The organism is Streptomyces sp. 142MFCol3.1 (assembly GCF_000424945.1).
Taxonomy (GTDB): Bacteria; Actinomycetota; Actinomycetes; order Streptomycetales; family Streptomycetaceae; genus Streptomyces; species Streptomyces siamensis.
Window position 1 is genome coordinate 106,023 of sequence record NZ_AUKV01000003.1, and the last position, 21,181, is coordinate 127,203.

18 protein-coding genes are annotated in these 21,181 nt (G+C 72.1%); 9 read left to right on the forward strand and 9 right to left on the reverse strand.

Going from position 1 to position 21,181, the window contains the following annotated elements; translation table 11 throughout:
- Positions 1 to 49: 49 nt before the first annotated feature.
- Positions 50 to 1,423, forward strand: coding sequence for a cryptochrome/photolyase family protein (locus H305_RS0105105; protein WP_028799466.1), 1,374 nt, complete (start codon positions 50 to 52; stop codon positions 1,421 to 1,423).
- A gap of 168 nt (positions 1,424 to 1,591) precedes the next feature.
- Positions 1,592 to 2,350, forward strand: a complete 759-nt coding sequence (locus tag H305_RS0105110) for a DUF4142 domain-containing protein (RefSeq protein WP_028799467.1) — start codon at positions 1,592 to 1,594, stop codon at positions 2,348 to 2,350.
- Positions 2,351 to 2,383: 33 nt separating this feature from the next.
- On the opposite strand, the gene H305_RS44520 is transcribed toward H305_RS0105110, so the two are convergent.
- Positions 2,384 to 3,427, reverse strand: coding sequence for a MerR family transcriptional regulator (locus H305_RS44520; RefSeq protein ID WP_037762490.1), 1,044 nt, complete (start codon positions 3,425 to 3,427; stop codon positions 2,384 to 2,386).
- Between the two features lie 569 nt (positions 3,428 to 3,996).
- On the opposite strand from H305_RS44520, the gene H305_RS0105120 reads away from it, so the two are divergent.
- Together H305_RS0105120 and H305_RS0105125 are read left to right on the forward strand one after the other, a co-directional pair.
- Positions 3,997 to 4,581: a sigma-70 family RNA polymerase sigma factor gene (locus tag H305_RS0105120; protein ID WP_028799468.1), complete on the forward strand. Its 585-nt coding sequence runs from the start codon at positions 3,997 to 3,999 to the stop codon at positions 4,579 to 4,581.
- Entirely contained in the window at positions 4,578 to 5,330 is a 753-nt protein-coding gene (locus tag H305_RS0105125; protein ID WP_028799469.1) for an anti-sigma factor, read from the forward strand. Before H305_RS0105120 ends, H305_RS0105125 begins: the two co-directional genes overlap by 4 nt.
- Before the next feature lie 117 nt (positions 5,331 to 5,447).
- On the opposite strand, the gene H305_RS0105130 is transcribed toward H305_RS0105125, so the two are convergent.
- From H305_RS0105130 to H305_RS0105155, 6 genes are all read right to left on the reverse strand, one after another.
- Complete coding sequence (locus tag H305_RS0105130; RefSeq protein WP_028799470.1) at positions 5,448 to 6,281, reverse strand: DUF1295 domain-containing protein; 834 nt, start codon at positions 6,279 to 6,281, stop codon at positions 5,448 to 5,450.
- Positions 6,278 to 7,588, reverse strand: a complete 1,311-nt coding sequence (locus H305_RS0105135) for an SAM-dependent methyltransferase (protein WP_028799471.1) — start codon at positions 7,586 to 7,588, stop codon at positions 6,278 to 6,280. The genes H305_RS0105130 and H305_RS0105135 overlap by 4 nt, the downstream gene beginning before the upstream one ends.
- Entirely contained in the window at positions 7,585 to 8,853 is a 1,269-nt protein-coding gene (locus tag H305_RS0105140) for an SAM-dependent methyltransferase (protein WP_028799472.1), read from the reverse strand. The genes H305_RS0105135 and H305_RS0105140 overlap by 4 nt, the downstream gene beginning before the upstream one ends.
- Positions 8,850 to 9,578 carry a DUF1365 domain-containing protein gene (locus H305_RS0105145; RefSeq protein ID WP_199791343.1) on the reverse strand — a complete coding sequence of 243 codons (729 nt, stop codon included), beginning with the start codon at positions 9,576 to 9,578 and terminating at the stop codon, positions 8,850 to 8,852. The genes H305_RS0105140 and H305_RS0105145 overlap by 4 nt, the downstream gene beginning before the upstream one ends.
- The gene (locus H305_RS0105150; RefSeq protein WP_037762573.1) at positions 9,575 to 10,843 is read right to left on the reverse strand and encodes an NAD(P)/FAD-dependent oxidoreductase; all 1,269 of its coding nucleotides are present in this window, start codon (positions 10,841 to 10,843) and stop codon (positions 9,575 to 9,577) included. Before H305_RS0105150 ends, H305_RS0105145 begins: the two co-directional genes overlap by 4 nt.
- Before the next feature lie 187 nt (positions 10,844 to 11,030).
- Entirely contained in the window at positions 11,031 to 11,843 is an 813-nt protein-coding gene (locus H305_RS0105155; RefSeq protein WP_028799474.1) for an MBL fold metallo-hydrolase, read from the reverse strand.
- A gap of 137 nt (positions 11,844 to 11,980) precedes the next feature.
- Between H305_RS0105155 and H305_RS0105160 the strand changes: the two genes are divergently transcribed.
- Both H305_RS0105160 and H305_RS0105165 read left to right on the forward strand, forming a co-directional pair.
- On the forward strand, positions 11,981 to 12,583 hold the full coding sequence (locus tag H305_RS0105160; RefSeq protein ID WP_028799475.1) for a TetR/AcrR family transcriptional regulator: 603 nt from the start codon (positions 11,981 to 11,983) through the stop codon (positions 12,581 to 12,583).
- A gap of 176 nt (positions 12,584 to 12,759) precedes the next feature.
- Positions 12,760 to 13,197 carry an SPW repeat protein gene (locus H305_RS0105165; protein ID WP_028799476.1) on the forward strand — a complete coding sequence of 146 codons (438 nt, stop codon included), beginning with the start codon at positions 12,760 to 12,762 and terminating at the stop codon, positions 13,195 to 13,197.
- Between the two features lie 173 nt (positions 13,198 to 13,370).
- On the opposite strand, the gene H305_RS0105170 is transcribed toward H305_RS0105165, so the two are convergent.
- Positions 13,371 to 14,138 carry an ArsR/SmtB family transcription factor gene (locus H305_RS0105170; protein WP_028799477.1) on the reverse strand — a complete coding sequence of 256 codons (768 nt, stop codon included), beginning with the start codon at positions 14,136 to 14,138 and terminating at the stop codon, positions 13,371 to 13,373.
- 179 nt (positions 14,139 to 14,317) lie between these two features.
- On the opposite strand from H305_RS0105170, the gene H305_RS0105175 reads away from it, so the two are divergent.
- Complete coding sequence (locus H305_RS0105175) at positions 14,318 to 14,896, forward strand: GNAT family N-acetyltransferase (RefSeq protein WP_028799478.1); 579 nt, start codon at positions 14,318 to 14,320, stop codon at positions 14,894 to 14,896.
- A gap of 254 nt (positions 14,897 to 15,150) precedes the next feature.
- Here the strand turns inward: H305_RS0105175 and H305_RS0105180 are convergent, their stop codons facing one another.
- The gene (locus tag H305_RS0105180; protein WP_028799479.1) at positions 15,151 to 16,605 is read right to left on the reverse strand and encodes an APC family permease; all 1,455 of its coding nucleotides are present in this window, start codon (positions 16,603 to 16,605) and stop codon (positions 15,151 to 15,153) included.
- Between the two features lie 230 nt (positions 16,606 to 16,835).
- Between H305_RS0105180 and H305_RS0105185 the strand changes: the two genes are divergently transcribed.
- Positions 16,836 to 18,017, forward strand: a complete 1,182-nt coding sequence (locus H305_RS0105185) for an ROK family protein (protein ID WP_028799480.1) — start codon at positions 16,836 to 16,838, stop codon at positions 18,015 to 18,017.
- Between the two features lie 409 nt (positions 18,018 to 18,426).
- Positions 18,427 to 21,156: a glycoside hydrolase family 2 protein gene (locus H305_RS0105190; protein ID WP_028799481.1), complete on the forward strand. Its 2,730-nt coding sequence runs from the start codon at positions 18,427 to 18,429 to the stop codon at positions 21,154 to 21,156.
- Positions 21,157 to 21,181 lie beyond the last annotated feature (25 nt).

Here is a 21,181-nt window from a genome sequence, read left to right on the forward strand (position 1 = left end):
GAAGCAGGTGGACGCCAAAACCCCCGCAGCCCCCACTCGGAGCCACGCCATGACCCTCTCCATCGTCCTGTTCACCTCGGACCTGCGGCTGCACGACCACCCGCCGCTGCGGGCGGCCCTCGACGGCTCGACCGCCGTGGTGCCGCTGTTCGTGCGCGACGAGGGCATCGCCGCGTCCGGGTTCACCGCTCCCAACCGGGCGGCGTTCCTCGCGGACTGTCTGGCCGACCTCGACAGGGGGCTGCGCGAGCGCGGCGGCCGTCTGGTGGTGCGGTCGGGCGAGGCCGTCGATCAGGTGTGCGCGGTGGTCGCCGAGGCGGACGCCGACGAGGTGCACATGGCCGCCGGAGTCAGCGCGTACGCCCAGCGGAGGGAGGAGCGGCTGCGCGCCGCCCTGGAGGCGGAGGGATGCCGTCTGCACGTCCACGACACGGTGGTCACCGCGGTCGCTCCCGGTGCCGTCACCCCGGCCGCCTCCGACCACTTCGCCGTCTTCACGCCGTACTACCGTCACTGGTCGCAGCAGCATCTGCGGGAGGCTCTGGGCGCGCCCCGGGTGGTCCGGGTGCCGGACGGCGTCGGTTCCGAGGAGGTGCCCGCCCGCGGGAAGGTCGCCGGGGTGTCGCAAGGGCTGGCCGCGGGCGGCGAGGGCGAGGGCCGGCGACGCCTGACGGCGTGGCTGCGCGAGGGCATCGGCTCGTACGACGACCGCCATGACGACCTGGCCGGTGACGCCACCTCGCGGCTCTCCCCCCACCTGCACTTCGGCACGCTCTCGCCGGTGGAGCTCGTCCACCGGGCACGTGCGGCGGGCGGCCCCGGCGCCGCGGCCTTCGTGCGCCAGGTCGCCTGGCGGGACTTCCACCACCAGGTGCTGGCCGCCCGTCCGGCGGCCTCGGACGCGGACTACCGTACGCAGCACGACCGTTGGCGGTCCGGGGCGCGCGCCGAGCAGGACATCGAGGCGTGGAAGCAGGGCCGCACCGGCTACCCGGTGGTCGACGCGGCGATGCGCCAACTGCGGCACGAGGGCTGGATGCACAATCGCGGGCGCCTGCTGACCGCGAGTTTCCTCACCAAGACGCTGTACGTGGACTGGCGGGTCGGCGCGCGGTACTTCCTGGAGCTGCTGGTCGACGGTGACGTCGCGAACAACCAGCTCAACTGGCAGTGGATGGCCGGGACGGGCACGGACACCCGCCCCAACCGGGTCCTCAACCCGGTGGTGCAGGGCAAGCGCTACGACCCCGACGGCATCTACGTACGCCGCTGGGTACCGGAGCTGGAGGGCCTCACGGACGCCTCCGTGCACGAACCGTGGAAGCTGCGGGGCCTGGAGCGGGCCGCCTGCGACTATCCGGACCCGGTGGTGGAACTCGCCGAGGGACTCGCCCGGTTCAAGAACGCCCGGGGCCGCCTCTGACCGGTTCCGGGGGGCGGTCTTTACCAGGGGTAGAGGATTCCTTTCCGCAGGCGGCCGTACTGGTGGGCGACCGAACCACTCGTACCGGACCCGTCCGCACCGGACCGGTTCACGACACGGCCGGCCGCGGTGTCCGGCTCCGGGCCGCCGCACCGGCCAGGAGGCCTCATGCGCATCGCACGGAACGTGGGAACCCTCTTCGTGACCGGCGCGCTGACCATGACCCTGGCCGCGCTCGCCTATCCCGCGGTGCTCGGCCTGCAGACGACGGCCGGCGACCAGAGCCGTGTCATCGCGAACACGGCGGCGGGCCCGCTGACCGAGGCCGACCGTGACTTCGTGGTGAAGGTGCGCGCGGCCGGCCTGTGGGAGTACCCCTCCGGGCTACTGGCCCTGCAGAAGGGCACCGTCCCGGCCGTCAGGACAGCGGGTCAGCACCTCGTCAGGGGCCACGCCGCGCTGGACGCCACCTGCCGCGAGGTCGCCGCCCGGCTCGGCATCACGCTGCCGAACAAGCCGTCCCCGCAGCAGCAGGGATTCGTGGCGACGCTGAGCGGCGACAGCGGCAGGCAGTTCGACACCGACCTGGCCAACATCCTGCGGGTGACGCACGGTCAGATCTTCCCGGTCATCGCGAAGATCCGGGCCACCACCCGGAACACGCTGGTACGGCAACTCGCGGACCAGGCCAACGACACCGTGCTGGACCACATCACGGTGATGGAGAAGACCGGACTGGTGAACTTCGGCCAGGTGCTGGTCCAGGAGACCAGCACTCCGAAACTGCCCCAGCAGAATCTGACGCCCCCGGCGCCGCAGCCGGGCGAGCCGACCGTCGTGCTCACCCCGCCCGCGGGCGGCTCCCCGTCCTCCCCGGCGTCCCCGCCGGCCGCCGCCTCCCCGTCCCCCTCCCCGACGGTGGGGTGAGCGCGGCCGGCGGCAGGGCGCCGGGGAACCGTGTCAGGGCACCTGCAACAACCGGTTCTCACCGGGCGCGGCGAAGGAGTCGTACAGGCTCGCGAGGGTGGCCAGCGCCTCGCTCAGTCCCTGCGGGCGGAGCGTCCCCGGCACCTGCCGTCCCGCCCAGCCCGGCCCGCCGAGCAGGACGGTGGGCCGGGACCGCGCGCCCTTGACGCCCCAGCCGGTGCTCGCGACGTGCCGGGCCAGCGGATGGTCGGCCGTGGAGCGTGCCTGCGCCCACAGCACGACCGCCACCGGGCCGAGGCGCCGCACGGCCGCGGTGAGCGCCTCCGTGGGGACGGCCGCGCCGAACATCCGTGTGGGCAGGCCGAGTTCCGTGAGGCTCGCGTCGAGTGCCTCCAGCGGCAGGCTGTGCTGTTCGCCCGGGACGCAGGCCAGCAGCACGGGGCCCACGCCCGGCGTTGCGGGTACGACCTCGGCGGTGGCGCGGTGCAGCGCGCGGGAGATGTGCCAGGACAGCAGGTGCTCGACCTCCACGTAGCGGTCCCCGGAGGACTCCCACTTGCGGCCGACCGCGTGCAGGGTCGGCACCATCACCTCCTCCCAGGCCACGACGAGGCCGTGCCCGGTGACGAGCCCGGTCAACTGGTCGTCCACCGCGGGTGCGTCGAGCCGGACCGCGGCGCGCGCGAGGCCCCTGCACTCCTTGCGCGCGTCCCCCAGCGGCAGGGCGCCGGGAGCCCGTGACCGCGGCCGGGCGGTGTCCGCGCGGTCGGCCGGCGGTCGGTCGTGCTCGGACGGTGACCGGTCAGCGCCCTCCAGGGCGGCCCGGGCCGCCTCGGCGGGCGGAACACCGGCCGAGGTGAGCCGGCACATCTCCTCGAGCATCGCCACGTCCTGCGGCGTCCAGCGGCGATGGTGCCCGCCGGAGCGCGCCGCCGGTCCCACGCCGTACCTCCGGTCCCAGGACCGCAGGGTGGTGGGCGACACCCCGAGGCGGCGCGCCAGGGCGCCCGTGGTGAGTCCCGGCTCGGCGGGTCGTGCGGCCGGTCCGTGCCGGTCCGCCGGTGGCAGGTCACCCATGCGGCGACTATACGACGCAGAAACGACGCGAGTTGTGGGCATGGTCGTGCGCTTCACACGATGGGGATCCGGACGTGCCGGTGGGCAGCAGTCCGCACCCGACGGCCCGTGCCGGACGGGTCCGGCCGTCCCGGCCGCGGCCGGGACCGAACCCGCACGACCGAGGAGCCCCGGACATGACCGCAGATCCGATCCCGGAGCCGTGCGGTGCCCCACCGATCGCGCCCGACGCGCGGCGCCGCGAGGTGGTCCTGCTCCCCCGCCCGCGGATCAACGGCACCGCCATCCGTACCGGCGCGCTCCGAACCGGTCCTCGTGACCGGCCTGATCGCGGACGCGCCCATCGCTGCGGACCTGGTGGCGGGCGACGAGACCGGTCCGGCCGCCGCCCACCGCCGCGGGGGCGCTCCGGTGCACACCCTCGCGTGGACGTCCCCGGCGTCCGAGCCCCTGTCACGGCCCGCCGGGGAAATTCGTCGCAGCCTCGCCGCGATCCGGCCAATCCGTCCGCGTACCTGTTCCGGATCACGTACGTACCGTCGCGCTAGCCCGTCCTGGAGGACCACCCCGTGAAGGAAGCCGTGGAGATCGGGAAGAACCCGGCTGCGGAACCGAATCTGCCGGATCTGATGGCCGAGGTCGCCCGTGGCGACACGGAGGCCTTCGCCGCGCTCTACGACGTCGTGGCGGGCCCGGTCCTGGGGATCGTGCGGAGGGTGGTGCGGGACGGGGCCCAGTCGGAGGAGGTGACCCAGGAAGTGCTGGTCGAAGTGTGGCGGACGGCCGCCCGGTACCGTCCCGAACGCGGCTCGGTGATGAACTGGGTCCTCACCCTCGCCCATCAGCGGGCGGTGGACCGGGTGCGCTCGGTCGAGGCGTCGGCCGCCCGGGAGCAGCGGGCCGCCCTGCTGGACCGCACGCCCGAGTTCGACGAGGTGACCGAGCAGGTCGAGGCGCGCCTGGAGCACGAGCAGGTGCGGCGCTGTCTGCGCACCCTGACGGAGCTTCAGCGGCAGTCGGTGACGCTCGCCTACTACCGCGGGCTGACGTACCGCGAGGTGGCGGAGTTGCTGTCGCTGCCGCTCGGCACGGTCAAGACCCGGCTGCGCGACGGTCTCATCCGCCTGCGCGACTGCCTGGGGGTGGCGGCGTGAGGACGGCCGATCTGCACACGCTGACCGGCGCGTACGCGCTGCACGCCCTCGACGACGACGAGCGGGCGCGGTTCGAGGCGCATTCCGCGGACTGCGACGCCTGCACGCAGGAGGTCAGGGAGCTGCGGGCCGCCGCCGCGCGGCTGGCCCTCGCGGTCACGGTGTCCCCCGCCCCCGGGCTCAAGTCCGAGGTCCTGCGGCGCGTCACTGCCGTGCGGCAGGAGGCGCCCCGCACGGTTGCGCTCGCGCGGCCGGGCCGTCTCGCGGCCCGCGCGCACCGCCTGTCGCGCTGGGTGCCGGCCGCCTGCCTGGCCGCCGCGGCTCTGTTCGGCGGTGTGGCGGTGTGGCAGCACGACCTCGCCGAGGAGGCACAGGACCGGGCGCGGCGGTCGCAACGGCAGGGCGACGAGCTCGCCTCCGTGCTGGCCGCCCCGGACGCCCGGACGCGGACGGCGAAGCTGGCGGACGGCGCGACGGGCACCGTGGTGGTGTCCAAGGGCCTGGACCGGGCCGTGTTCATCGTCTCGGGAATGGCGGCGCCGCCGGACGGCAAGGTCTATCAGCTGTGGTTCGACGACGGGGGCAGCATGCGCTCGGCCGGGCTGATGGACCCGGGGCGCACCGACGAGGCGGTACTGATGCGCGGCCCCGTGGACAGTGCGTCCGGTCTGGGCGTCACCGTCGAACCGGCGGGCGGTTCGACCGAGCCGACCTCCGCGCCGGTGGCGCTGCTGGACTTCCCCGCCTGACCGTCCCGTCCCCCTCCGGCCTCCGGGGGCGGGACGGTCTTCCCCGCGTCGCCCGTCGGGCCCCCTCCGGCGGGCGACGCACCCTCAGCGGGGTGTGGCCGGCCGGAAGGGGGCCTGTCAGGTCGAGCTCGGAGGTGTGGACGCGGTCCCGCGCCGCTTCGGCGGCAGGGGGAAGAATCCGCTGGTCCTCGCGACGTACTCGGCAAATCCCGGGCGTTGGGCCATGTGCCGTTCGAGCATGGGCTTTCCGCTGCCCTTGATGAGCAGGGCGCTCATCACCAGGGGGGACACGGCGGCCACCGCCGCCGACGCGCCCGAGTCGCAGGCGAGCAGGTACAGACCCCACCAGACGCAGAAGTCCCCGAAGTAGTTGGGGTGCCGCGTCCAGCTCCACAGCCCCTGGTCCATGATCCGGCCCCGGTTGGCCGGGTCGGACTTGAACCGGGCCAGCTGGGCGTCGCCCACCGCCTCGAAGAACAGGCCGAGCGTCCACAGCGCGGTGCCGGCCCAGGCGAACGCGGTGAGCGGTCCGGGCACGTACTGGGCCGCCTGGACGGGCAGCGACACCAGCCACACCAGGCCCCCCTGGAGCAGGTAGACCTTGTACAGCGCGTACAGGTCGCGGTTTCCCGGCGCCTTGGCCAGCATCGCCTCGTAACGGGGGTCCTCGCCGTGGCCGCGGCCCCGCCGCGCGATGTGCACGGCGAGCCGCAGCCCCCACACCGAGGTCAGCGCGGTCACCAGGATCCGGCGTCCGTCGTCGCCCGCGCCGCCGGACGCGGCGAACGTCACGAGGGCGACGGCGGTGAAGCCGAGCCCCCAGGCGATGTCGACGATGCGATGGACGCCCTTGCGGACGGCGACGGCGAAGGTGGCCAGCATGACGGCGAGCGCGGCGCCTGCCGCGAGAGCCAGATTCTGGGCGAAGGCGCCCCACGGGAAGCCGGTCACGGCTCGACCGGTCCCGTGTACCAGGGCCGCGGGGTCGCGGGCAGTCCACTGCGTCCGTGGGCCGTGGGCCGTACGGCGAGGATCTGGTCGACGCCCATGCGGCGCTCCTCGAACGCCAGGGCCCCGCCGACCAGATACAGCCGCCACACCCGGGCCGTCTCCTCGCCGACGAGCCGCACGACGTCGCCCCAGCGGTCCTCCAGCGTGTGGTGCCAGGCCTCGACCGTGCGGACGTAGTGTTCGCGCAGCGACTCCACGGCCCGTACTTCGAGTCCGGCGTCCTCCAGCATGCCGACGGTCTGCCCGAGGGGACGCATGTGCATGTCGGGGGCGATGAACGCCTCGATGAAGGCGCCGCCGCCGGGAGCGGTGGTCCCTCGCGACATCTGCTGGACGAGGACGCGGCCCTGGGGGCGGACCAGCCGGCGCAGGGCGGCGGCGAAGGCCGGGTACTCGGCGTCGCCGACGTGTTCGCCCATCTCCACGGTGGCAACGGCGTCGTAGGCGCCTCCCTCGATGTCCCGGTAGTCCTGGCACACCACGTCCACGCGGTGCTCCAGGCCGCGTTCGCGGACCTGCTCAAGGACGTACGCGGCCTGTTCGCGGGCCAGGGTGACGGCGGTGACCTGCGCCTTGTGCTGTTCGGCCGCGTACAGGGTCAGGGAGCCCCAGCCGCATCCGATGTCGAGCAGGCGCGCGCCGGGGACGAGGCCCAGCTTGCGGCAGATCAGTTCCAGTTTGGCCCGCTGGGCGTCGGCCGGTGTGAAGCCGGGTTCGTCGGAGGTCCAGTAGCCGCACGAGTAGGCCATCGTCTCGTCGAGGACGAGCCGGTAGAACTCGTTCGACAGGTCGTAGTGATGGCTGACGGCGGCCCGGTCGCGGGCCTTGGTGTGCAGGCCTCCGTGCAGCCGTGCCTGGGACGCGGGTGCCGGGGGCGGCGGGCCCACGACTCCCAGGCGCAGGGCGGCGGCGGCCGCGCGCGCACGGTCGGCGTGGGTGAGGCGGGGCGGGTGCACTCCGCGTTCGCGCACGGCGCCCCACATTCTGCGCAGCCCGTCGGCGAGGTCGCCCTCGATGTCGAGCTCACCGGTCACGTACGCCTGCGCCAAACCCAGTTCGCCGGGCTGCCACAGCAGCCGGCGCAGGGCGCGCCGCGAGCGGACGACCACCAGGGGCGCGTCGGCGGGACCGGCCTCGCTGCCGTCCCAGGCGCGCAGCCGCACGGGAAGCGGACCGCCGAGCGCGTCCTCGGCCAGCGCCGCCAGCCGGTGGGCGGCGCCCTCGTGGGCGGGGCGGACGGTAGTCATCGGGAGAGGTCCTCCTTGGTGAGCAGGTAGTGCTGGACGTCGAGGTAGCCGGAGCGGAATCCGGCTTCGGAGTACGCCAGGTAGAACGTCCACATGCGGCGAAAGGTCTCGTCGAAGCCGAGTGCGTCGACGTCGTCGGTTCGGGCGGTGAAGCGTTCGCGCCACAGCCGGAGTGTCTCGGCGTAGTGCGCGCCGTAGGCGTCCCTGCTCGTGACGCGCAGCCGGGTGTGGTCGCGGACGGTCTGCTCCACGGCTTCGACGGAGGGCAGCAGCCCGCCCGGGAAGATGTACTTCTGGATCCAGGTGTGGGTGTGCCGGCTGGCGAGCATCCGGTCGTGCGGCATGGTGATGGCCTGGAGGGCGGCGCGGCCCCCGGGGGCGAGCCGTTCGTCGAGCGTGCGGAAGTAGACGGGCCAGAACTCCTCGCCCACCGCCTCGATCATCTCGACGCTCACCACGGCGTCGTAGGTCCCCTCGGCCTCGCGGTAGTCGCACAGCCGGATGTCGACCCGGTCGGTGAGGCCGGCCCGTGCCACGCGTTCGAGGGCGAGGTCGCGCTGTTCGTGGGAGAGGGTGAGCGTGGTGACGTGGGCTCCGCGGGCGGCGGCGCGTATGGCGAGCTCGCCCCAGCCGGTGCCGATCTCCAGGAGCCGGGTGCCGTCGGTGACACCCGCGAGGTCCAGCAGCCGGTCGATCTTGCGGTGTTGTGCGGCGGTCAGCGTCGGCCAGGTGGCGGGGAAGCCGCGGAAGAGGGCGGAGGAGTAGGTGAGGGTCTCGTCGAGGAAGACGGCGAACAGGTCGTTGGACAGGTCGTAGTGGTGGCTGATGTTGTCGCGGGATCCGCCCGGTGTGTTGCGCTGGGCGTCGGGCTGCTTCAGGGCCCACAGCCGGCGCAGCCGTTGCAGCGGGGCCGGGATCAGGTCGGCCGCGTGGCCGGCGAGCACGGTGAGGGCCGCGACCAGGTCGGGTGCGTCCCATTCGCCCGCCATGTACGACTCGCCGAAGCCGACCAGGCCGTGCACGCCGATGCGGCGGTGGAAGGCGTCCGTGTCGTGGATCTCGACGCGGGGGCCACCCGTGCCCAGGCGCGTCCCGTCGTCGCACCGCACCTGGAGCGGGAGGCGCCCGAGCGCTCCGCGCAGGACGGCACGCGTCAGTGCGATCCGTGCCCGGGAGGCGTCCGGTGGCGTCGCCGGGCCCGGGTGGCCGCCACGGTCCGCGTCCTCGTGCCGCGTGGTGAGGGCACGGGGCTCGGCTGTCGTCATGTCGCTTTCTCCTGATCTCGGTGGCGGCGGGGATGGATGGGCAGTCCCCGCAGGTAGAGCCGGATGCCGTGGAGGCGGATCGCCGCCGAGACGGCCACGGTGGACCATGGGCGCCGAAGCGCCTGGCCGAACAGCGCGCGTGGCGTCGCCTCGCGTCGCGTGCCGCGCAGCGTCGCGGTGAAGGGGCTTCCGCCGGCGCGTTCCAGACGGACCGTCACATCGAGCCGCGGGCCGGGCGGGGGCAGGCGCATGCGGTAGTCGCCGTCGACGGGGAAGAACGGCGACACGTAGAACTCCTTGCGCGTGTGCGCGATCCCGTCGCCGTCGGGGCGGAGCAGGTAGCAGTGCCGTTCGCCGTAGGTGTTGTGGACCTCGGCGACCACGCAGCGCGGTGTGTTGTCGGGGTCGTGACACCAGTACAGGGTCAGCGGGTTGAAGACGTGGCCGAGGACGCGGGCGTGGGTGAGCATCGCCACCGGCCCGCCGTGCAGGTCGATGCCGTGGGCGGCGAGGAAGCGGTCCAGGCCGGCGCGGATGGTGGGCTGGTCGCCGTCGAAGTGGTCGCGGGGGTCGAATCGGGCCAACGGGCGCAGGGGGAAGGGGAGTTCGGGGGGATGTCCGGGATCCGTCAGCCACATGTAGGTGCGATGGCGCAGCCTGTAGCGGATCGGCGCGGTGCGGACATGGACGACCGTGCACGGGTAGAGCGCGGGGGTCCGGATCACCAGACCACCCCCAGCGCGGCGGCCGCGGTCACGCCGGAGCGGCAGCCGTCCTCGTGGAAGCCCCAGCCGTGGTAGGCGCCCGCGAACGCGGTCACCGCGGTGTTCAGAGCGGGCAGTTGCCGTTGGGCGGCGACGGACTCCGGGGTGAAGACCGGGTGTTCGTACTCCATGCGCGCGAGAACACGATCCGGGTCGACGCGGTCGTCGCCGCCGAGGGTGACGACGTACGTCTCGGGGGCGTCGAGGCGCTGGAGCCGGTTCATGTCGTAGCTCACCCGGACCCGGTCCGCGGCGGCGGCGCAGGACGGCATCAGGTAGTTCCAGGAGGCGCGGGCGCGGCGGGCGCGCGGCAGCAGGGTGGTGTCGGTGTGCAGGAGGGTGGAGTTGCGGGAGTAGCGGAAGGCGCCGAGCACCTCGCGCTCCCGTTCGGTCGGGTCCGCGAGCAGTCGCAGCGCCTGGTCGGGATGGACGGCGACGACGACGGAGTCGTACGAGGCGGTGGTGCCGTCGTCCGTGGTGATCTCGACGCCGTCGGCGTGCCGGCGCACCGCACGGACCGGGGCCGAGGTGTGCACGGTGTCGAGCTGTTTGGCCAGCCGGTCGACGTAGGAGCGGGATCCGCCGGTGACCGTGCGCCAGACCTGTGAGTCGCCGATCGAGAGCATGCCGTGGTGCTCCAGGAAGCGGAACAGATGCGCCGCCGGGTAGTCGAGCGCCGTGGTGGCGTCGCACGACCAGACCGCCGACACGAGCGGGGTCATGAAGTGTCCGACGAAGTAGGGCGAGAAGCGCTCGCGGGTCAGGAATCCGCCCAGGGTGAGGGTGTCCCCGGCGCCCTCGGTCCCCTCGGCGAGCAGGCGGCGGGCCGCCCGGTGGAAGACCGGCACCTCGACGAGCATGCGCAGGTAGGAGCCGTGCAGTGCGCTGCGCGGGCGGGCGAGGAGCCCGGCGGGCCCGCGGGCGCCCGCGTACTCCAGGCCGCACCCCTCGCACCGCACCGACATGCTCATCTCGGATTCCTGGGTGGCGACGTCGAGTTCGCGCAGCAGCCGCAACAGGTTCGGGTACGTGCGCCGGTTGTGCACGATGAAGCCGGAGTCGACGCGGTGCACGCGCCCGTCGGACGAGACGAGGTCGTGGGTGTGCGCGTGGCCGCCGAGCCGGTCGTCCGCCTCGTAGAGGGCCACGCGTCGTACCCGGCTCAGTACGTGGGCGGCGGTGAGTCCGGCCACGCCCGAACCCACCACGGCCGTACGTCGCCGTATGTCGTGCCGTCCCCGCTCCGCGCTTCCGCCGCCCACGTCAGGGTCGTTCTCCGACGCTCGCCGCACTGTGTCCTCCCCGGCTCCGATCAACGTTCACCCCTTGTTCCGGAGCTACGGCACTTTCGGATTGCCCGAACGCGACCTTCTTCCGACGGGATGACGACGAGCCGGGCGACGGACGTCGCCGTCAGCCCGTGCGGCGGGCCAGTTCCCAGGGATCGTGGGCGCTGAAGACGTCGACCTCGTCGCCGTGCAGCCGTACCAGTTCGCGGAGCCGGGCGTGGTTGGCGAGACGCAGCGGCCGGTCCACCTCGGTGATCTGCTGGAGGATGTCCATGCCGGGGTGCCCCTGCGGGGCGTCGGGGTCGATCTCGCGGTGGAAGTAGTACGCGTCGCCGCAGTGCAGGAGCCGGCGGCCGGCGCCCTCCACGGCGATCGCGCAGTGGCCGCGAGTGTGACCGCCGAGCGGCACGAGGATGATGTCCGCGTCCAGTCCGGCCAGCGGCCGCACCGCGTCGAATCCGAACCAGGGGTCGCCCGAGGTCTGCGCGTACGTCACCCAGTGCGGCCGGTGGGCCCACTGGGCCGGGCGGTAGCGGACGCGGTCCTCGGGGTGCGTGCCGGGCGCCGCCATGGCCGCCCGGTGTTCGTCCTCGGAGAGGTGGACTTTCGCCCAGGGGAAGTCGGGCAGGCCGCCCGCGTGGTCGAGGTCGAGATGGCTGAGCACGATGTGCCGGACGTCCTCGGGGCGGAAGCCGAGCGCGGCGACCTGGCGGACCGCGGTCTCGGCGGGGTCCAGGACGGGCTGGGCGCGGCCGAGGAAGTCGGCGCCGAGATTCTCCTCGGGCCGCGCCACGTCGGCGGTGCCGATGCCGGTGTCGACCAGGACGAGACCGTCGCGGTCGGTTTCGACGAGCAGGCAGTGGCACACCGCGGGCAGGCTCCCGTCGTCGGTGTCGATCGTCCGCATGGAGCCGCAGTTCAAGTGGTGGACCTTCACGATGAGTCCTTTCGGCCGCCCTGGACACGGTCTTGCACGAACGGCGTCGGGACGCCGCGGGCGTCACGGGGCGACAAGAATTGGATAACGAACGGTCGTAAGCTAATAGCGAACGGTCGTTAGGTTAAAGTGATCCCATGAGCCCGCGCAAGTCCGTCGCCGAGACAGCCGCCACCCGTGACCGGATCATCGAGAGCGCCTTGGCCCTGGCCTCGGCCGAAGGGCTCGAAGGCCTCACCATCGGGCACCTCGCGACCGAGCTGGAGATGAGCAAGGCGGGCGTAATCGGCCACTTCGGCAGCAAGGAGGGCCTCCAGCTCGCCGTGCTGGACGCCGCGACGGAGCGCTTCCGGCTGCGGGTTCCGGCCCGCGCCCGCGGCGCACGGCCCGGCACGGAGCGACTGACGCGCGCCTTCGACGAGTGGATCGACTACATGTCACAGGACGAGGGACACGGGGGCTGCTTCCTCACCTCGGCGGCCGTCGAGTACGACGGCCGCCCCGGCGCGGTCCGCGACCGCGTACTCGACGCGCTCGACGCCTGGTCGGCGTATGTGAAGGCGGAACTGGACACGGCGGTCGAGAACCGCGAACTGCCCGAGCGCACCGATGTGGAGCAGCTCGCCTTCGAGCTCAACGGCGTGGCCCTGGCCGCGAACCAGTCGATCCAGCTGCACCGCGATCCGCAGGCGCCCACGCGGGCCCGACGCGCCGTCGCGCGCCTGCTCATCGCCCCCTGAGACGGGCCCCCTCCCCGCCCGAGGAGGGGACCGAGGGCATCACTCACGACCTTCCGACCCGCGAGCTCTACACATAAAGAGAAAATAAGCGCAGAATGGGCATAAGCGGCACTTACCGCATGTGCACCGGACGCGGTCGGGCCGCGGAGATCGAGAGAGATCGAAGGAGACGAGTCATGGCCAACGTCTCGCATACCAGGGGTGACATCACCAGCCACCCCGACGTATCCGAAATGCGGGCTCGGTACGACCGCGTACTCGGTGGTCGCGATGTGGCGCTCGTGGACGGGCCGGTGTTCCTGCTCGGCCTGTACTGCGCGGTGTCCCCGTGGATACTCCACTACACGACGAACCAGCCGGCGCTGGCGGCCCACAACCTGATCCTGGGGATCGCGATCGCCGCGCTGGCCCTCGGGTTCACCATGGTGCCGGAAAGGATGTACGGCCTGAGCTGGGCCATCTGCGCGATGGGCGCATGGCTGATCATCTCCCCGTGGGTGGTCGGCACCAGCCCGGACGCCGGAGTGGTCATCAACAGCATCATCATGGGCGCGCTGGCCGTGGTGCTGGGCGCCGTGTGCGCCGCGACGGCCACCAGAAGCACCAGGGCGTGACCCGGCAGTTGCGCGATCCCGGGCTCGCCCCGGCGACGGCACCCTCCCGGGCATGACCCGACGACGCCACGTTCCCGGACGCGACCCGGCGACGGGACAGGAACGGAGGTCGACCACGGACGATCGCGGGCCGGCCCGCACCGCGCGGGCCGGCCCCTCCGCGTCCGCGCCGGTCAGCGGCCGGGCACCAGCCACGGCTCCTGCGGCAGCGGACTGCCGGTCTCCAGCAGGGACTTGAGGTTGGACAGCACCGCCGCCCAGCCCGAGGCGGCGTCGCGCAGCTCGGACTCGTCGGCGAGGTCCTCGTGGGTCACCGTGAGCCGCACGATGTCGGCGTGCGGCTGGATGTCGAAGGTGACCCGGGAGTACCGGTCCGCGTCGCCCTCGTCCTCGGGTGCGGCCCAGGTGGTCACGAGGCGTGTCGGGCGGTCGCTCTCCACAACGGTGCCGATCACGTCGGCGACCCCTGAGCCGTCGGTGCGGCGGTGTTCCCAGCGGGATCCCCGCCGCCAGTCCGAGACGTTGCTGTGGCCCCAGTACCGGGCGGTCAGGTCGGCATCGGTGAGTGCTTCCCAGACCTTCTCCGGCGTGCTCCGGATGTAGATGACGTACACGAAGTCGGGCTTGTCGGTCATGGCTTCCTCGGCCTTTCGTCTGAGGGCGCTCAGTGCGCTAAGGCGCGGGCGCTCGAACTTGTCGATCCACCGCTCCTGGATGTCGTGGAGCGGCACCGGATTGAGGTAGTGGAGCTTCTCCCGCCCCCGCCGCACGGTGCTGACGAGGTTGGCGGCCTCCAGGACGGCGAGGTGCTGCGTCACCGACTGACGCGTCATGTCGATGTGCTCGCACAGCTCCCCGAGCGTCTGACCGCTGTGCTCGTGGAGCCGGTCGAGCAGTCGCCGCCGGGTCCCGTCGGCCAGCGCCTTGAAGACCTGATCCATTCCGGAGTCCCTCTCTGATCGCACACTCAACGTTACGCAGGCAATCACTTGCATGTCAATCTGCGTCCTGATTCGCCCGCCCTGCGGGCAGCCTCCTGACCACGGTGTGCGACATCCGGAGCACCGCCGCCGCGCGAGGTCTCTTGGCTGCGCCCCGCCCGGCGCGGCACGATCACCCGATGGACAACCGACCTGCCTTCGACTTCCCCAGGCCGCTGCTGATCGACGGGCTGGGGCTTCAGCTGCGCGAATGGTCCGACGACGACGTGGCGGACCTCGTCGCGATCTACGACGATCCCGAGATCGACCGGTGGACGCCGGTCCCGTCACCTTTCGACGCGGTGGCCGCGAGCGCCTATCTGGCCGCCGCCGAGCAGAAGGGTGTCGAGGGGCGGACGGTGCAGCTCGCCATCACGACAGACGGCGGGCCGGCGCAGGGCGAGATCCTGCTGTTCCGCAACGCGGTCGACGAGCGGGACCTCGAACTCGCCTACGGGGTGGGGCCCGCCCACCGCGGCAGGGGCATCGCGACTCGTGCGGTGCGACTCGCGGTGGACTTCGCCGGACGCCGGGTCGGGCCGCGGCGCGTGGTGCTGTGCATCGAGAACGGGAACACGGCGAGCGAGGGCGTCGCCAGGGCGGCCGGCTTCTCGCTGACGAACGACCGGCCCGTGGTCCGGGAGGCCAAGGGACGCGAGGTCGTCCTGAGGACCTGGAGCCACGACGCGAGCGACACCTCCGGGAACGCGAGCTCCTGATCCGGTCCGCGACGCGCGCCCCGGGTCCCGGCAGCCGAGAGGACCCGAGGGCCTCACCCGCGAGGGAGCGGGCTCGCCGAGAGGCCGAGGGTGAACGCAGGCACCGCGGTGACGGGGACCGTCGCGGCTCTCGCTCCGACGGCCCCCGTGCGTCACATGCCGACGGGCGCGCCCTTCTTCACGCACCGACAGGCGCGCCTTGCGTCACGCGCCCACAGGCACCCTGGATCGCACGACGGCAGACACGCCGCGGGTCACGCGCCGGCGGGTTCCGCGTCGGGTGCGGGCGCGGCCAGGTACTCCTCGCTGGTCTCCTTCGGGCCGAAGGGCCACACCTTCTCCCGTCGCGCCCACACGACGAACGCGACACAGCCCAGCGCCACCCAGGCCAGGGACCATTCGATCGGGTGGCGGCCCGGCGAGTTCTTGTCCGCGTAGCCGTAGATGGTGAGCCAGCCCACGAGAGCGACGAAACTCGGCACCGGATAGAGCCACATCCGGTACGGCCGGCGCAGGTCGGGCTGCCGCTTGCGCAGCACCGAGAGGGCGACCACCTGGGCCAGCGCCTGGACGATCACCATCACCGTGGTCAGCAACTGGATGAGGGTGGCCAGGTCCGTGTGCCGGCCGAAGAGGAAGCCGATCGCGGTGACGACGCCCATGGTCGCGAGGCCGAGCATCGGGAAGCGGTGCTCGCGGTGCAGCTTGGCGTAGGGGCGGAAGAACACCCCGTCGCGGGCGGCGTCGTAGGGCACGCGCGAGCCGCCGAGCAGTCCGGTGAAGACCGAGGCGAACGCCGTGACGAGGATGAGGACGGTGACCGTGTCGGCGGCGCCCTTGCCCCAGGTCTTCTCCAGCACCGCCGAGGCCACGGACGTGGAGGCGATGTCTGAGGGGTCGGTCATCCGGTGCCAGTCGATGACACCCAGCGTGCCGATCTGGAGCAGCAGGTAGATCGCCATGATGCCGAGGATCGAGAAGACGATCGAGCGCGGCAGGACGCGGCCCGGGTCCTTGATCTCGGCGCCCATGTACGCGGTCGTGTTGTAGCCCAGGTAGTCGTAGATGCCGATGGTCAGGCCCGCGGCGAAGCCGAGCCAGAAGTGACTGCTGGTCAGTTCGAAGGCGTGGGCCGGGTAGGTGAACGCGAGGTGCGCGCTGAAGTCGGTGGCCGCGGCGAGGATCACCAGGACCACCGAGGTGATCATCACGGCCCACATGACGGCGGTGATCCGGGCGATGTGCTCGATCCCCCGCCACAGCAGGAGCACGACGAGCGCGACGACGCACAGGCCGACGAGGTCACCGGTGGTCTGCCCCATGCCGGGGGCCAGATAGCCCAGGTACTGGACGAAGCCGACCACACCTGTGGACATGATCAGCGGGATGAAGAGCATCGCCGTCCACACGAACAGGAACGGCATCAGGCGGCCCGTGCGGTACTGGAAGGCCTGGCGCAGATAGACGTAACTGCCGCCGGAGCCGGGCATCGAGGCGCCCAGCTCGGCCCAGACGAGACCGTCCGCCAGGGCCAGCAGTGCTCCGGCGACGAACCCGATGACCGCCTGCGGACCGCCGAACGCGGCGACCATCAACGGGATCGTCACGAACGGCCCGATGCCGCACATCTGACTCATGTTGATGGCCGTGGCCTGGAACAGGCCGACGCGGCGGACGAATCCGCCGCTCGGCGGGGGGCTACCGGACATGGGTCCTCCTCAGACGAGGCGCGGGGAGAGAGACGGGAGCGGCCTCCTCGTCGGCGGCCGACGGATCAGAGCGGATCAAGGGCGTCGGATCGAGGGGCGGAACGACGGGCGGGTCACCGGCCGGCGCCGGTTCTCCCACCGGCTCGCCCGGCGAGGCTGACTGGGCGATAAAGTTAAGGAGCCTTACTAGATGCGTCAAGAGGGTGACCCGCATGCGTGAGAATGGTGCGATGCCCGCCCGTGACGTCGCAGAGCAGCCGGAACAGCCTTGGAACCGCAGGCGGTTGCGCAGCACCAACGAGCGGTTGCTGCTGGACCGGCTGCGCACGCGCGGCGCCGCCTCACGCGCCCAGCTCGCCCGCGAGACCGGCCTGTCCAAGCCGACGGTCTCCAGCGCGCTCGCGGCCCTCGCCGGGGCGGGCCTGGTCCACGAGGTCGGCACCCACGCACCCGAGCGCGGCCGGGTGGCCGTCCTCTACGCCCCCGACCCCTCGGCCGGTCACGCCCTCGGCATCGACATCGGGCGCGGGTGGCTGCGCGTCGCGGTCGCCGACCTGGACGGCGCCGTGATCGCACGGACCGACGTACGCAACCGGGCCCGCACCTCCGGCGCACTGGCCGACCTGGTGGTCGCCACCGCCCACCAGGTCGTCGCGGGCTCGGGCGTCGGCGCGGACGAGGTGGCCCACGCGGTGATGGGCACGCCCGGCGTGTACGACGAGACGCAGCGGCGGGTGCGCTACGCGATGCACCTGCCCGGGTGGGGACGCGCCGGTCTGTTCGACCGGATGCGCGAGGCGCTGGGCATTCCGCTGGAGGTGCACAACGACGCCAACCTCGCGGCCCTGGGCGAGTACACCTACGGGGTGGGCGCGGGCAGCCGGCTGTTCGCGTACATCATGATCGGGACGGGTCTCGGGATGGGTGTCGTGAACGAGGGGCGGCTGTTCACCGGGGCGCACGGCGGAGCCGGGGAGATCGGCTTCCTGCCCTGGCCGGGCCGGCAGAAGCCGGAGACGCTGGAGGACGCGGTCTCCGGCGTGGCCGTGGTCGAGGCCGCCCGGCACTTCGGCATGACCGGGCAGCTCACCGCGAAGGCGGTCTTCGACGCGGCGCGCGCGGGCGTTCCCGCCGCGGTCGACGCGGTCCGGCTGGAGGGCGAGCGGATCGCCCACACGGTGGCGGCCGCGGCGGCGGTGCTCGATCCCGATCTGGTGGTGCTGGGCGGCGGGGTGGGCCACAGCGTCGACCTCCTGCTGCGCCCCATACGCGAGACGCTGCGCACGCTGACACCGCTGCGCCCGCGGATCGTGCCCGGACGGCTGGGCGAGGATGCGGTGCTGCTGGGGGCCGTGGCGACCGCACTGGGCACCGCGCGCGACGTGGTGTTCGAGCGTCGTTCCGCTTCCTGAGCGAGATCGTCCCTCCGCGCACTCCGCCCGGCGGCGGGCTTCCTGACGGATCCTCGTCTCCTGTGGACGACGCTCTCCCCGCACGAGCCGCGGTTCCTGACGACGAATCACGTCCCGGTGGAGGTGGTGCCTTCCCCTCGTCGCGCCCGCTTCCCGACAGCGACCCGCATATCGCGCCAGGTGCATTTCCCGCAGGTGGCAGCCCTGCTGACGGGCACTCACCGGCACCGGCAGCGCCGATACGGCAACCGAGCCGTGCTCCGCCGCCCGGACGGCACCGGACCTCGCGGTGATTGACATGAATTACTCACCGGCCTAGCTTGTGGGCGCAGTTAGTAAAGTTTCCTAACTTGAGCTGACTCTCGCAGTGTCGCAGCGCGGATGCTCCCCCACCCCCAAGGAGACCACCGTGTTCCACCGCCGTGCCGCAAGACGGCGTCTCGCCACGGCCACTGTCACCCTGTGCGCCCTGTGCGCCCTGTCCACGTGCGCGTGGGCCGAGGGCGACAGGCCGGCGACCGTGCGCCCGGCGCAGCGGTCCCCCGTGACGAAGGTGGCCTCCTCCCCCGGCAGCGCCACCGCGCTCGGCGGCTACGCGATCCGGTCCAGCGCCCAGGTCACCGACTCACCGGCGAAGGTGTCCAGCCCCGGCTATCAGGCGCGCGGCTGGGTACCCGCCGGCCCGCGCTCGACGGTGCTCGCGGCTCTGCTCGCCGACGGGAAGTACGCCGATCCGTTCCACTCCACGAATCTTCGGAAGATCCCGAAGTCCGACTTCGCCTTGCCCTGGTGGTACCGCTCGGACTTCACGGTCGACGACACCTCCGAGCGCAGCTATCTGGACTTCAGCGGTGTGATCTCCGCGGCCGACGTGTACGTCAACGGCCGGCAGGTCGCCAGGACCTCCGACGTGAAGGGCGCTTACACGCACCACGAGCTCGACATCACCTCGCTGGTGCGGGCCGGCACCAACACCGTCGCCTTCCGGATCCAGCCCAACGACCCCACCAAGATGCTCACCATGGGCTGGCTCGACTGGCTGCAACCGCCGCCCGACCAGAACATGGGCATCGTCCGGGACGTCCTGGTCCGCCGCGGCGGGCCGGTCGCACTGCGCGACGCGCACGTGGTCACCAGGCTGGACGTGCCCTCGCTCGCCTCCGCGGACCTGACCGTGAAGGCGCGGGCACGCAACGAGACGGACAAGGCCGTGACCGCCACCGTCTCCGGCAGCATCGGCCCCGCGGTCTTCGCCCGGACCGTCCCGCTCGGCCCGCACGAGACGAGGACGGTCACCTTCACCCCGGCCGACTCCCCAGGCCTGCACCTGAAGGCACCGAAGGTGTGGTGGCCGGCGGGCATGGGCGGACAGCCCCTGTACGGACTCGATCTGAGCGTCTTTGTCGCGGGCGAGCGCTCCGACCGCGCGCACGAGGACTTCGGCATCCGCGAGGTCAAGGCTCCCTTGAACCGCGACGGAGCACGGCAGTACAGCATCAACGGCCGCAGACTGCTGATCAAGGGCGGCGGCTGGTCGCCGGACGAGTTCCTGCGCTGGGACCGGACCTACGTCGAGGACCGGCTGAAGTACGTGCTCGATCTGGGGCTCAACACGGTCCGGCTGGAAGGGCACATCGAGCCGGACGAGTTCTTCGACCTCGCCGACAAGTACGGCGTCCTCACGCTGCCCGGCTGGGAGTGCTGCACCAAGTGGGAGGGCAACGCCGACAGCGGCGAGGCCGGGGAGCCCTGGACGGCCGCCGACTATCCCGTCGCCAAGGCGTCGATGGCCGCCGAGGCCGCACGGCTGCGTTCCCATCCGAGCGTGATCTCCTTCCTCATCGGCAGCGACGCCGCGCCGGACGCCACGATCGAGAAGAACTACCTGGACGCGCTCCACGCGGCCGACTGGCCGACGCCCGTGGTCCCCGCGGCCAGCGACAAGTCCTCCCCCGTCACCGGCAGTTCGGGCATGAAGATGACCGGGCCCTACGACTGGATCCCGCCGAACTACTGGTACGCCAAGCGCGAGGGCGGAGCCACCGGCTTCAACTCCGAGACCGGCGCCGGCCCCGACATCCCGACCCTGGACACCTTGCGGCGCATGATGTCGCCCGCCGAACTGGACACGCTCTGGAAGGACCCGGGCGCCAAGCAGTACCACCGCTCGCCGTCGTCGACCTTCGCCACCCTGAAGATCTACGACAAGGCCCTGGCCGGACGCTACGGCGCCCCCACCGGCCTGACCGACTACGTGCGCAAGGCGCAGCTCGCCCAGTACGAGAACGTGCGGGCCCAGTTCGAGGCGTACGGACGCAACGCCACGGACGCCTCGAAGCCCTCGACCGGCGTCGTGTACTGGATGCTCAACAGCGGGTGGACGTCACTGCACTGGCAGCTGATGGACCGTTACCTGGACCAGGGCGGCGCCTACTTCGGCGCGAAGAAGGCCAATGAGCCGCTGCACGTCCAGTACTCGTACGACGACCGCTCCGTCGTCGTGGTGAACAACCGGCACGAGCCGGCGTCCGGGCTGACGGCCCGGGTCACGCTCTTCAACACCGACGGCACACAGAAGTACGACCGGACGGCGACCGGTGTGGACGTGGCCGGCGACGGGGCGCACAGCACCGCTCTCACGGTGCCGTCCTCGGTGAGCGGACTGTCCGCGACGTATCTCGCCCGACTGGTCCTGACCGACTCCCGGGGCAAGGAGGTCAGCCGCAACGTCTACTGGCTGTCGACGAAACCGGACACCCTCGACTGGGCCGGCACCGACTGGTACTACACGCCGACCACGAGCTACGCGGACCTCAAGGGCCTCGGCTCGATGGCACGAGTGCCGGTCTCCGCGTCGGCGTCCACCGACGCCGGGTCCGACGGCATCGCGACAACCAGGGTGACCCTGCGCAACACGGGGACGGGAAAGACCCCCTCGCTGCTCACCGATGTGCATCTGGTGGACGCCGAGGGCAGGCCGGTGCTGCCGGCCGAGTGGTCCGACAACCAGGTCAGCCTGTGGCCAGGCGAGTCCACGACACTCACGGTGACCTATCGGAAGGCCGATCTGCGGGGCTCGGCTCCGCGGATCCGCGTCTCGGGCTGGAACACACCTGACAACACCGTCCCAGCGGCCTAGACGGGAAGCACGAGGAGGAGCACCA